The sequence below is a fragment of the Achromobacter sp. 10T422 genome (genome assembly GCF_056394065.1).
Genome location: NZ_JBFTHD010000005.1, coordinates 336,952 through 348,814 on the forward strand (window position 1 = coordinate 336,952; position 11,863 = coordinate 348,814).

Sequence of the window (11,863 nt, forward strand, 5' to 3'; positions counted from 1 at the left end):
GAGTCGGGCGTGTCGCATTCGGCGCCGCAAGCCGGGGGGCAGGCTCCGCGAGCCGAAGAAGTCGCGTCACCAGACGCGCTGCCGGCTTCGCCACCCGCAGGGCTCCCTCTTGTTCCCGCCTTGATCACGTCGCTGCGCCAAGCCTTGCTGGCGCTGCCCGAGCGTCCTGCGCGCATCGGCGTGGCGCTCAGTGGGGGCGCCGACTCGGCCATGCTGGCGGTGCACGCAGCGGCGGTTGCGCGCGAACTTGGCGTCGGCGTGGCCTTGTTCCATGTGCACCATGGCTTGCAGGCCGCTGCCGATGCCTGGAGCGAACACGTCAACGCGCTGGGCCGCTTGCTGGACCTGCCAGTCGCCCAGGCGCGTGTGCAGGTCGAGCAGGCCGGCGGCAAGGGTGTCGAGGCCGCCGCGCGCGACGCCCGTTACGCCGCGCTGGCGCAGTTGGCGCATGCGCAGGGCGTGGCCCACGTGCTGTTGGCGCATCACCGCAACGACCAGGCCGAAACCGTGTTGCTGCGTTTGCTGCGCGGAACCGGGCTGGCCGGTATGGCGGCGATGGCGCCGGTGTCCCAGCGCGACGGCCTGACGTATTTGCGTCCGTGGCTGGGCCAGGACCGCGCCGTTATTTTGCAAGCCGCTGATGCCGTCGAAGCGGCCTGCGGCTGGCGTCCGGTAGAAGATCCCACCAACGCCGACCCCCACTACACCCGCGCCGCGCTGCGCGAATTGCTGGCGCCGGTGTTGGACAGCCGCTGGCCCGGCTGGCGCGCCATCGTCGCGCGCCACGCCGGTCACATGGCCGAAGCGGCCCAGATCCTGGATGAAGTTGCCCGCGAAGATTTTGCGCGCCTTGACCCGAGTGATGACGGCGCCAGTTTTTCGTTAAAGGCGTGGCGCGAGTTGTCCGCGCCGCGTCAGGCGCAGGTGCTGCGCCACTGGCTGAGCCAGAACGGCGCGCGCATGCCGACGGATGCGCGCCTGCGCGACCTGCTGCGCCAGCTGCGTGAATTGCATAGCCTGGGGCATGACCGCCAATTGCGCGTCGAGCAGGCGGGCCATGTCATCCGCTGCCATCGCGGCCGTGTCTGGGTGGAAACGCGGCGATGAAAACTGCCGTTTCGGAAAGAATCCGTAGAAAAATAGCCGCAGAATGAACATAAATTTCCTCAAATTGAGCAAATTTTTACCGTCGCGCTAGAATGTATGGTTTTGCCCGTCATCACTTTCGCGGCGGGTTCCCAGCCAGAGTACGAGATGTCCCTGATCGTTCACAAATATGGCGGTACTTCGATGGGCTCGGTTGAGCGCATCAGAAACGTGGCGCGTCGCGTCGCGAAGTGGCATGCCGCCGGCCACCAGGTTGTTGTAGTGCCGTCGGCAATGGCGGGCGAAACGAATCGCCTGCTAGGCTTGGCGCGCGAAATTTCGCCCCAGCCCGACGGCCGCGAACTCGATATGATCGCCGCCACCGGCGAGCAGGCCAGCAGCGGTTTGCTGGCTATTGCGTTGCAGGCCGAAGGCGTGCCGGCGCGTAGCTATGCCGGTTGGCAAGTGCCCGTGCGCACCGATTCGTCGTTCACCAAAGCCCGCATCAGCTCCATCGACGACGCCCGCATCCGCGGCGATCTCGACGCTGGCCGCGTGGTCATCGTGACGGGCTTCCAGGGCATCGACCCGGAAGGCCACATCACGACGCTGGGCCGTGGTGGTTCGGATACCTCGGCCGTGGCCGTGGCTGCCGCCATCAAGGCAGACGAATGCCTGATCTACACCGACGTGGATGGCGTCTACACGACCGATCCGCGCGTGGTGCCTGAAGCGCGCCGCATGGCCGTCGTTTCCTTCGAGGAAATGCTGGAAATGGCATCGCTGGGTTCCAAGGTCCTCCAGATCCGCTCGGTTGAATTCGCCGGCAAATATCGTGTACCGGTCCGGGTCCTGTCCTCGCTGACCGACCCGCTCATCCCGCTCGACGAAGAAATGACTTCGGGCACGCTGATTACTTTTGAGGAAGACGAAAAAATGGAAGCCGCCGTTGTCTCCGGCATCGCCTTCAGCCGCGACGAAGCCAAAATCACCCTGCTGGCCGTGCCCGACAAACCGGGCATCGCTTTCTCCATCCTGGGCCCTGTCGCCGCCGCCAATATCGACGTCGACATGATCGTGCAAAACCAGTCCGTGGCTGGCACGACCGACTTCTCGTTCACCGTGAACCGCAATGAATTTGCGCGCGCCGTGGAATTGCTCAAGCGCGAAGTCATCCCCGCCGTGGGCGCGCGTGAACTGTCCACCGACGAGAAGGTCGCCAAGGTCTCGATCGTGGGTATCGGCATGCGTTCGCACGTCGGTGTCGCCAGCTTGATGTTCCAGACGCTTTCGCAAGAAGGCATCAACATCCAGATGATCAGCACCAGCGAAATCAAGACGTCGGTCATCATCGACGACAAGTACATGGAATTGGGCGTGCGCGCACTGCACAAGGCCTTTGGCCTGGACCAGGCGCCGGCCGCCAAGGAATAAAGGCAACGGCTCCGGCACGAATTTTTTTGCATGATGTCCCCACTTGCGGGACACACCTAAAAAATTCGTGCTAGAATCTCGTTCTCTTTTCGGAGACGTGCCCGAGAGGCTGAAGGGGCTCCCCTGCTAAGGGAGTATGTGGCTAAAAACTGCATCGTGGGTTCGAATCCCACCGTCTCCGCCAGATCTTCGGCGCTGGCCTAAACACCCAGCGCTGAATTAAAAAACCCGCAATCGCGAAATCGATTGCGGGTTTTTTTCATTGCAGCGCGGATAGCAGTTTTTGCGCCTGTTCCACCACATCCTCATCATTCGGCCTGAACGTCATCGGCGTGGCTTGCGGCAGCTGCGTGTACTGCGCATTGCTGCTGCGGGTGTAGGCGGGGTCGTAGTGGCGGTCGATCAGTTCGCGGGCCAGGTCGATGCGGCGGCCGTCGTCCACCATCTGTTGCCAGCTTTTGATCACGTCACGGCTGTGCAGGCCCAGCATGCGTTGCAGCTGGGCTTTCAACCATTCGGGGTTTTCGAACAGTTGCGCGTAGTCCTGTTGAAGGAACGCGGCGCGCGCTTCGCGGGTGGAGACAACATCGACGCACGCGCCTTGGTGCATCGCTTGCAGTAAAGCGGGCGGGATTTCGATGGCGCCGATCTTGCGGCTTTCGGCTTCGATGAAGACGGGTTGCGTGGTGTCGAACGTGCACAGGCGTTCTGCGAGCAGCGTGTCGAAGTGCTTTTGCGTGGGCTGCGCAATGCCGGGCAGGGCGCCCAGCAATGAGCCGCGATGCGCGGCCAGTTGTTCCAGGTCCAGCGTTTGGGCGCCGGCTTGAGATAGCGCGCTCAACAAGCGCGTTTTGCCGCTGCCGGTGGGGCCAACCAACACCACAAAGCGCAACGCCGCAGGCAAGGCTTCCAATGCGTCCAGGGTGGCGCGGCGGTAGCTCTTGTAGCCGCCGTCCAATTGGCGTGCGCGCCAGCCGATCATGTTGAACATCAGCGTCATGGAGCCGGATCGTTTGCCGCCGCGCCAGCAGTAGATCAACGGGCGCCAGCCTTGCGGCCGATCGGCGAAGGTGGTTTCCAGGTGCTGGGCGATGTTGCGGGCCACGATGGCGGCGCCGGTGCGTGAGGCCTCGAATGGCGAGGTCTGGCGGTACAGCGTGCCGACGACGACGCGTTCTTCGTTGCTGAGCACGGGCGCGTTGATGGCGCCGGGGATGTGGTCATCGGCGTATTCAAGCGGCGAACGCACGTCGATGATTTCATCGAAGTCGTGCAGCTTGTCCAGGGTGACTAACAGGTGTTTCACGATGACGGCCGATGCGAGGAGGAATGCGGTGGGAGACGGCCACTAGAATAATGCTTTCCCGCATCACACATACCTTCGAACCCGGACATGGATTTCTCTTTTCATTGCGCGACCTGCAATCAGGTTCACCACGGCTTGCCGAGTTTTGGCGCCGATGCGCCCGAAAGCTATTACCGCATCGCGCCTGAAGAACGGCCGCAACGCGGCGATCTGGGCAGCGATGATTGCGTGATCGATGAACAGCATTTTTTCGTGCGTGGCTGCATTGAGCTTCCCATTCATGGACATGCTGAGCCGTTTGTGTGGGGCGTGTGGGTGTCGGTGAGCCTGGCCAGCTACGAGACCTGGGTGCGCACGTCCGATGCGCCAGAGCGCTCGCAAACGCCGCCGCTCTTTGGCTGGCTGAATACGCAGCTGTCGCCGTATCCCGACACGCTGAGTCTGAAGACGCATGTGCATTTGCGTGACGGCGGTATCCGGCCGCTGATTGAATTGGAACCCACCAGCCATCCGCTTGCCGTTGAGCAGCGCGAGGGGATATCCGTGGAGCGGGTCGCGGAAATCTACGCGATGCTGGTGCATGGCGCCGATGGCGCTTAATTCTGCTAGCCCCTTTTGAACGTTGACGATATTTTCCAAGTTGCGCGCGGCGGCGATGTGGAGCGGGTGCGTGCGTGTCTGGCGGCGGGCGCGCTGATCGTTCGCACGGCTGAAGCGGCCGGATTGCCGGTCACGTGGAACGGCAGCGCAGGCAGGCGGCCGACGCTGGCGTTGTACTGAACACCGAAGGCGTGCGTCGCAGCGGCGCACGCCTTCGTCGTTATCCCTTACGCGCTGAACTGCAACGTATTCGTCAGGTCCCCCATGGGTTGCTGCCCACGAGCCGTCATCGCGTCGTCACGCGCCTTCAGCCCTTCAAGCATCGGCAGGTCGAACACGCGGGTGGCCAGGCGCAGGATGGAACCCGTGTCGTACACGGTGTGATCCACGGTGCCTTTCTTCGCAAACGGCGAGACGACCAGCGCGGGAACGCGCGTGCCTGGACCCCAGCGGTCGCCTTGCGGCGGGGCCACGTGGTCCCACCAGCCGCCGTTTTCATCCACAGTAATCACGACCACCATGTTGTCCCACTGCGCGCTCTTCTTCAGGCTGTCGACGATGTGCGCGATGTGGCGGTCGCCCGAATCCACATCGGCATATCCCGCGTGCATGTTCAAGTTGCCTTGCGGCTTGTAGAACGTTAGCGGGGGCAGTTTGCCGGCTTCGGCGTCGGCCAGGAACTTGTTGGTGGACGACAGATCGCCCAGGCCGCCATCGCGCAGATGCGCGGTGCGCGCGGCGGTGCCGGGGGCGGTGCTCTTGAAGTAGTTGAAGGGCTGGTGATGCGCCTGGAAGTTGGGCGACGACGGAAAGCCGGTGCTGGCGGTGGAGTCGACCGCGGCCTGCCAGCCGCCGGCGTACCAAGCCCAATCCAGGCCCTTGGCGGTCATCAGGTCGCCGATGTTGTTGTGCGCTTGGGGCACCATCGTTTGCGGGCTGGTGGCGTCGGCAAGCGTGGGGTCAGTGGTGTCGCGGCTGAATGATGGCCAGTAGGGCGGGGCCATCGTGTTCACGCCGTAGCCGTCCGGCGTCAATGCGCTGGCGCCGAACTGCGGGATACCGGTAAGCGCGCTGGCGGGCGACGTGGCCTTGGGTTGCAGGCGCGTGTCGGTGGGGTCGGCGCTTTGCAGCTGCGCGATCTGCGTCTTGGCGACCGAGTCCGCAGCATCCGGATAGAACGGCGGGCGGCCTGCCACCAGGTATTGGTGGTTCAGGAACGAGCCACCGAACGCGCCTTGGAAGAAGTTGTCGCACAGCACGAATTCTTGCGCGAGCTTCCACAGGCGCAGGTTGTACGCCGAGTCGCTGTAGTACCCCATGACGAGCGCGCCGGAATCTGCCCATGCGACGAAGCGGTCGTTCTTGCCGCCGTTGATCTGCATCTGGTTCTGATAGAACACATGCCACAAGTCGCGCGTGACGACGCCTTGCGGCAGCGGTTCGCCTTGCGGACCCAGCAGCGCAAATGGCGCGTTGGCCAGGTTGTTCATGTAGGGCGCGGCCTGATCCACTTGATACGTGATGTGGTTGGCCTGTTGCGATGTGGGCACCATGCCGTTCCACACGGGCGGTAGCACGGACAGCGGCATGCCGTCGCGATCGTACTGCGTGGTGTCGGCGGCGGTGAGTGCGGACAAGGGCTTTTCAACGCCAGGGAAGTTGGCGAACAGATTGTTGAAGCTGCGGTTCTCGGCAAAGATCACGACGACTGTCTTCACGTTGTCGCGCAATTGCTTCGTCAGGTCAGGGGCGGGCGTGGGCGTGGGGTCTGGCGTGGGTGCGGGCGCGGGCGTGCTGGGGGTGCTGTCATTGTCATCATCGCTTGAGCAGCCGGACAGCGCGCCCATCGCGGCGGCGCTGGCGCCGAGTGCGGCGATGCCGGTCAGGAAGCCGCGGCGCGTGGCGCGCACGGGGGATGCGTTATCCGTGGCGTCGGTCGGCGCGCCGGAATTTTTTTCTTTGTCAGACATGAAAGAGGCTCTTCAGCTAGCGGGTGGCGCAGCGCACTGTCATTGCGCTGCGAGATCGCCGGATGACAGCCGGCATCGTTAACGGCCGCTAGGCTAAAGAGACAAGGTTCAATCGGTGTGACCATCCGCTGTCGGAAAGCTGAGCGTGAATGTTGTGAAGCTGAATGCGGAGGGCATGAAGCTGAATGCGGGCGTAGAGGGCGAGTAAATGGGGCGTGCGCAAGGTGCGTGTGCAATGCGATGTTTTCATCGCTCGACTTGCACGTTTTCTGAAACAACGCTATTATTCAAGGCTTGCTTTTTGATGCGCCCGTAGCTCAGCTGGATAGAGTACCTGGMTACGAACCAGGGGGTCGTAGGTTCGAATCCTGCCGGGCGCGCCAAGATTGCAATGCTGGAATGTTTGATGTTGTTGGGTGTGAATTGCAGCGAAAGCCGCGAAAAACACGAAAGTAAAAAACAACCGCATCAAGCTTACAGCGGCAAAATTTTCTGATATAATTTTGCCTCTTTGTCGGAGCGCCCGTAGCTCAGCTGGATAGAGTACCTGGCTACGAACCAGGGGGTCGTAGGTTCGAATCCTGCCGGGCGCGCCAAAGCAAAGAATGTCGCAAGACAACAGCGGTAAAAATGGAAAGGCCTTTGATCTTGAATCGAAGGCCTTTTTGTTTAGTGACAGCCAATGCATGTCGATGCAGAAGCTGCAACAGGCGGCGAAGATACTTCGCATGAAAGTTACGCAGAGAGCCTAAGCAAAGGACCGAAGCAAAGGACCGAAGCAAAGGGCTCAAGCAAAGCGTTTAAGCAGAAAATTCGCACAGCACTTCGCGAGTTTCCCCAAGCGATTTGCGTGATGTGTTTTTTTCATGTTATAAACACGCCTCTTTCGGAGCGCCCGTAGCTCAGCTGGATAGAGTACCTGGCTACGAACCAGGGGGTCGTAGGTTCGAATCCTGCCGGGCGCGCCACCTTATTCAGAACTTGCGATGATGTTGATATCGCGGTTCAGCCGAAAGGCAAAGCAAGACAAAAAAGCGGCTTGATGGTTATCCATCAAGCCGCTTTTCTTTTGTCTGATCGCAGGATCGGAGTCACTGAGCCCGATCACCAAAAACGATCACTAAACCCCATCACCAAACCCGGATCACCCGTCCCGTTTGCACGCCTTCCACGCTGCGGCAATACGCCAGAGCGACGCGGCTGGCGGGGGCGGCTTCGAAGCCGGGGAAGAAGGGGCCGTAGCTGCCCATCGATTCTTGCAGCACGGTCGGGCTGACCGAGTTGATGCGGATGCCTTGCAGTTCAACTGCTGCGCCGCGCACGAAGCCGTCGATGGCGGAGTTCACGGCGGATGCGTTGGCGCCGTGGCGGATGGGTTCGTCGCTGACGATGCCGCTGGTCAGCGTGATGGAGCCGCCTGCGTTCACATAGTGCTGGCCGATCAGCGCCAGGTCCACTTGGCCCAGCAGCTTGTTGTGCAAGCCGATCTTGAATTGTTCGGCCGTCATCTCCGACAGCGGGCCGAAGTGCAGCGCGCCGGTGGTGGAGACGATGGCGTCCACCTTGCCGACCTGTTCAAACAAGGCGCGGATGCTGTCGCTGCGCGTCACGTCGACTTGATATTGGCCATGGGTTTTGCCGACGGAGATGATGTCGTGGCGTTGGCCCAGCGCTTCCGCCACTGCGCGGCCGATGGTGCCGGTGGCGCCGATAAGGATGATTTTCATGGAGTGCTCCCGAGCTTGCTGGTTTGTAAAAGGGCGCCCCGGCCAAGCGCCAGGGCATGCAAGCATTCTCGCCGTTCGATTTCCATGGAAAAATCCGGGAATGGTGGAAACACTTCACACTCAGGGTGCGTAATTCATGGACCGCTTGCTCAGCATGGAAGTCTTTGTGGCGGTTGTGGAATTGGGCAGCCTGACGGCGGCCGCCGCGCGCCATCAGATGTCTGCCGCGATGGCGGCCAAGCACATCAAGGGCCTTGAAGCGCGGCTGGGCCTGCGGCTGATGAACCGCACGACGCGCCGGCAAAGTCTGACCGAAGCGGGGCAGGCGTATTTCGCGCGCTGCAAAACCATCTTGTCGGATATCCGTGAGGCCGAGCAGGGCGCCGAGGCCTTGCGGCTGACGCCGCGCGGGCATCTGCGCATCACGTCAACGGTCACCTTCGGATCGTTCTCGCTCACGCCCGCCATTACCGATTACCTGTCCGTCTATCCCGATGTCAGCGTTGAACTGGTGCTGAGCGATATGGTCGAGGACATCGTCGCCGCGCGTTACGACCTTGCCGTGCGTATTGGCGAGCCGGCCGACTCGGGGCTGGTCGCGCGCACGATCGGGCGCTACCAGATGATCATCTGCGCCGCGCCCGCGTATCTGGAACGCTATGGCACACCGGCCTCGCCTGATGATCTGATGCGTCATCAATGCCTGGATTTTTCCTACTGGAGCCGCCGCACGGGCTGGCAACTGGCCAGCAACGATGGCAGCCGGGTGGGTTACCCCACCGGCCGCTTCGTGTCGAACAATGGCCAGGCCTTGCGACAAGCCGCGCTGGCGGGCTTTGGCGTCGTGCTGCAACCCGAGCTGCTGCTGGGCGACGATGTGCGCGCAGGCAGGCTCGTACCGATCTTGCAGCCGTACTGGCCCGTGGCGCGGCCGATCTCGCTGCTGTATCCAAAGGACAGGCAGGCGCTGCCGAAGCTCACGACCTTCGTAGACTTTCTGGTGGATCGGTTTACGCGATAGGGAAGGGGGCGTTCAGCGCCGTCGCCGGTCTACCGCCGTCAGCGCGATGCCGTTCTTCAGCATCTGATACGCCTGGCCGCCCAGCCAGGTGACTTTTTCACCTGAGCTCGTGCGGCAGATGCAATGCATCTTGGGGTCGAACCGGGACGTGCCCAGCGCGGAATACGCATCAAGATCCGCAACGAAGCGTTCGATGCGATACAGGGTGCCATCAGGCGATGTGACAAGCACATCGGTCAAGCGTCTTGCGGTGCCGAGCATACTCAGTACCTCCTGCGGGCCGTCTTTTTTGCGGCGCCAAAGTCACGTGGACGTTTCAACGTGCGTAGCGGAAAGGCGGATGCCCCCGCTGTGGCGCTATTGAAGCCGCCCTCCTAACAATGAATCATCGAGTTGGTCTGGTGACACGCCTAACGCCTCCGACACGCGGTCCAGGACGACTTGCCGAGGCCTTGGACGTGGCCGTTCCAATTCAATGTAGATGGAGTGATCTACTCCCAGACGAGCCGCCATATCCGCAGTGGAGATATTGAGGTGCTCGCGCCAGGCGCGTATCAAACTCCAATCGTTGCCGGTTTTTAGATTGATGACAGCTAGTGGTAGCGGACTGTGCCCGGCATTCAGTTTCTGGTGCGGGGCCGCCCGGTATGCCTCCGGCGCATTCCGCTTGGCGCTGCCTTTGCGGGCATCGCCACGAGGCGTCGTGACGTCGGTTTCGGCGGTATAAATTGCGCCGCCATTAGTCTGACGATACTGGTTATTTCCGATCCAGGAAAGCGTTTCACCGTTGTCCAGCTTGCACTCGCAATCCAGGTGGTAATTGCTGGGAATACTCTCAAGTTTGGCAATGGTTTCGGTGGTCGTGGCGTGGCGCACCACACGATGCAAGGCACCGTCTGATGAACGCACGAAGATGTCGGGAAGTCTCCAGGAAAACGGAATGATGCTCTCCACAGCCAAAACCACTCGCCACTGTATCGCGGTGGCCAAGCGGTGAGATTTGGGGTTTCCCCTCGAGTGGTGCAGCTGGCTTCTTTCTACCGCAGATCAGATGGGCAGATGTTCACAAATGTTCACTTGCGGCGGCCAGCACACGCGGCATCACGTCGGCGGCCAGGCCATGCAGATTGCAGTGCGCGTGCGGGTCCAGCGGTGTCACGCCGGGGTTCACCTGCACGACTGTGGCGCCTGCGGCCAAGGCGCGTTGCGGCAATTCCGCGGCGGGATAGACCAGCGCTGATGTGCCGATGGCAAACAGCACATCGCATTGTTCCGCCGCGCGCAACGCGGTGCTCCAGGCGTCGCCCGGCAGGCTTTCGCCAAACCACACGACGCCGGGGCGCACCGGCGCGCCGCATGCGGTGCAAGCGGGCGGCGTGATGCGCCGTCCTTCGTCGGGTTCGACTGGGATCTCATCGCCAAAGACATAGGGCGCGGCGCATACGGAACAGCGCGGCGCGTGCAGGCTGCCATGCAGATGCACCACATGCTTGCTGCCTGCGCGTTCGTGCAAGTCATCCACGTTTTGTGTGACGACGATCAGTTCGGGCACATGCTGCGCCAATGCCGCGATGGCATGGTGCGCGGCGTTCGGCGCGGCGCGCAGCACTTGCGCACGCCGCCATTCATACCAGCCCCAGACCACGTCGGGCTGCGCGCGAAACGCCTCGGGGGTGGCCAAGGCTTGCGCGTCAAAGCGCGACCACAAACCCGTCAGCGCATCGCGAAACGTGGCGATGCCGCTTTCGGCGGAGACGCCGGCGCCAGTAAAGATCACGACGCGCTGCGCGCCGCGTAATGCGTCCGCCAACGCGGGCGGAATATCGTGATGCGGGTTTTTCATTTCCAACCTTCAAGACAGTCCGATACGCTGCGCGCTGGGGCGCCGGCCTGTCAAGCCTGGCGTGACGTGGCGTGCGCCGGTATCGGCGTGATCACCACACTCGCGTCAGGCTCACCTGTGCATGGGCGTCCCGAATGGTGGATACTGCTTTTCTCATCTGGGATATTCCCATCGATCTGGAGACCCGCAATGCCCGATTCCGTTACCGGCCTGGACCGGCTTCGCCGTTTCATCGCGACGGCGACTCGCTTGGCGACGCCAGACGCCTTGGCGCAGACGCCCGCGCTGCAAGCCGCGTTTGCCGATCTGGTGCGCCACGACGACTGGCTGCCCGACGCCTGTACCGCACCGCATCCGCAGTACTACCAGCAATACCTGCTGCATTGCGATCCGCTGGAGCGCTTTTCGCTGGTGAGCTTCGTGTGGGGGCCGGGCCAATTCACGCCGGTGCATGACCACGAGGTCTGGGGCTACGTGGGTATGTTGCGTGGCGCCGAAATCAATCAGCGCTACGTGCGCCATGCGGATGGCCGGTTGACGGCGGCGGGCGAGCCCACCACCTTGCAGCCCGGTGACGTCGAGCGCTTGTCGCCGCAAGAGGGTGACATCCACCGCGTTTCCAATGCCTTTGCCGACCGCGTGTCGATCAGCGTGCATCTGTATGGCGGCAACATCGGCGCGGTGTCGCGCCATGTGTATGACCCCGAAACCGGCCAGCCCAAACCGTTTGTGTCGGGCTATTCGTCGCCCAGCCTGCCGAACCTGTGGGATCGTTCGGCGGCTGTGCGCGCCACCATTCCCGGCTTGAAGGCCTGAGCGCCGCGGCGCCCGAAAGCGCTGTCCGCCCGGGCGCGTCTCGTGCTATGTTCCCGTCCT

General features: G+C 62.3%; 12 protein-coding genes and 4 tRNA genes. 10 read left to right on the forward strand and 6 right to left on the reverse strand.

Annotated elements, in window-relative coordinates; translation table 11 throughout:
- The first annotated feature begins 132 nt into the window (after nt 1-132).
- From tilS to AC1DB0_RS15185, 3 genes are all read left to right on the forward strand, one after another.
- Complete coding sequence (gene tilS, locus AC1DB0_RS15175) at nt 133-1,107, forward strand: tRNA lysidine(34) synthetase TilS (RefSeq protein WP_476757305.1); 975 nt, start codon at nt 133-135, stop codon at nt 1,105-1,107.
- Between the two features lie 147 nt (nt 1,108-1,254).
- Nucleotides 1,255-2,520 carry an aspartate kinase gene (locus AC1DB0_RS15180; protein ID WP_054426748.1) on the forward strand — a complete coding sequence of 422 codons (1,266 nt, stop codon included), beginning with the start codon at nt 1,255-1,257 and terminating at the stop codon, nt 2,518-2,520.
- A gap of 91 nt (nt 2,521-2,611) precedes the next feature.
- Nucleotides 2,612-2,704: transfer RNA gene (locus AC1DB0_RS15185), tRNA-Ser, on the forward strand.
- Between the two features lie 75 nt (nt 2,705-2,779).
- Here AC1DB0_RS15185 and mnmH read toward each other — a convergent pair.
- Nucleotides 2,780-3,826 (reverse strand): tRNA 2-selenouridine(34) synthase MnmH, encoded by a 1,047-nt coding sequence (gene mnmH, locus AC1DB0_RS15190; protein WP_476757231.1) that lies wholly within the window; start codon nt 3,824-3,826, stop codon nt 2,780-2,782.
- Nucleotides 3,827-3,913: 87 nt separating this feature from the next.
- Between mnmH and AC1DB0_RS15195 the strand changes: the two genes are divergently transcribed.
- Together AC1DB0_RS15195 and AC1DB0_RS15200 are read left to right on the forward strand one after the other, a co-directional pair.
- Nucleotides 3,914-4,426, forward strand: coding sequence for a DUF2199 domain-containing protein (locus tag AC1DB0_RS15195; RefSeq protein WP_441371489.1), 513 nt, complete (start codon nt 3,914-3,916; stop codon nt 4,424-4,426).
- Between the two features lie 15 nt (nt 4,427-4,441).
- Nucleotides 4,442-4,606, forward strand: coding sequence for a hypothetical protein (locus AC1DB0_RS15200; protein ID WP_476757232.1), 165 nt, complete (start codon nt 4,442-4,444; stop codon nt 4,604-4,606).
- 47 nt (nt 4,607-4,653) lie between these two features.
- Here the strand turns inward: AC1DB0_RS15200 and acpA are convergent, their stop codons facing one another.
- On the reverse strand, nt 4,654-6,396 hold the full coding sequence (gene acpA, locus AC1DB0_RS15205) for an acid phosphatase (protein ID WP_476757233.1): 1,743 nt from the start codon (nt 6,394-6,396) through the stop codon (nt 4,654-4,656).
- 306 nt (nt 6,397-6,702) lie between these two features.
- Here acpA and AC1DB0_RS15210 point away from each other — a divergent pair.
- The 3 genes from AC1DB0_RS15210 (at nt 6,703) to AC1DB0_RS15220 (ending at nt 7,364) form a co-directional block, all read left to right on the forward strand.
- Nucleotides 6,703-6,779, forward strand: a tRNA-Arg gene (locus AC1DB0_RS15210).
- A gap of 136 nt (nt 6,780-6,915) precedes the next feature.
- A tRNA-Arg gene (locus AC1DB0_RS15215) sits at nt 6,916-6,992 on the forward strand.
- A gap of 295 nt (nt 6,993-7,287) precedes the next feature.
- Nucleotides 7,288-7,364, forward strand: a tRNA-Arg gene (locus tag AC1DB0_RS15220).
- Between the two features lie 162 nt (nt 7,365-7,526).
- Here the strand turns inward: AC1DB0_RS15220 and AC1DB0_RS15225 are convergent.
- Complete coding sequence (locus tag AC1DB0_RS15225; protein ID WP_054426566.1) at nt 7,527-8,123, reverse strand: short chain dehydrogenase; 597 nt, start codon at nt 8,121-8,123, stop codon at nt 7,527-7,529.
- Nucleotides 8,124-8,259: 136 nt separating this feature from the next.
- On the opposite strand from AC1DB0_RS15225, the gene AC1DB0_RS15230 reads away from it, so the two are divergent.
- Entirely contained in the window at nt 8,260-9,144 is an 885-nt protein-coding gene (locus AC1DB0_RS15230; RefSeq protein WP_476757234.1) for a LysR family transcriptional regulator, read from the forward strand.
- Nucleotides 9,145-9,156: 12 nt separating this feature from the next.
- On the opposite strand, the gene AC1DB0_RS15235 is transcribed toward AC1DB0_RS15230, so the two are convergent.
- From AC1DB0_RS15235 to AC1DB0_RS15245, 3 genes are all read right to left on the reverse strand, one after another.
- The gene (locus AC1DB0_RS15235) at nt 9,157-9,405 is read right to left on the reverse strand and encodes a hypothetical protein (protein ID WP_175171395.1); all 249 of its coding nucleotides are present in this window, start codon (nt 9,403-9,405) and stop codon (nt 9,157-9,159) included.
- 96 nt (nt 9,406-9,501) lie between these two features.
- A complete protein-coding gene (locus AC1DB0_RS15240) occupies nt 9,502-10,098 on the reverse strand; it encodes a helix-turn-helix domain-containing protein (protein WP_447982170.1) in 597 nt (198 codons plus the stop codon).
- Nucleotides 10,099-10,207: 109 nt separating this feature from the next.
- Nucleotides 10,208-10,987 carry an SIR2 family NAD-dependent protein deacylase gene (locus AC1DB0_RS15245; protein ID WP_175171393.1) on the reverse strand — a complete coding sequence of 260 codons (780 nt, stop codon included), beginning with the start codon at nt 10,985-10,987 and terminating at the stop codon, nt 10,208-10,210.
- Between the two features lie 189 nt (nt 10,988-11,176).
- On the opposite strand from AC1DB0_RS15245, the gene AC1DB0_RS15250 reads away from it, so the two are divergent.
- Nucleotides 11,177-11,803, forward strand: coding sequence for a cysteine dioxygenase family protein (locus AC1DB0_RS15250; protein WP_342066702.1), 627 nt, complete (start codon nt 11,177-11,179; stop codon nt 11,801-11,803).
- The last annotated feature ends 60 nt before the right edge of the window (nt 11,804-11,863 follow it).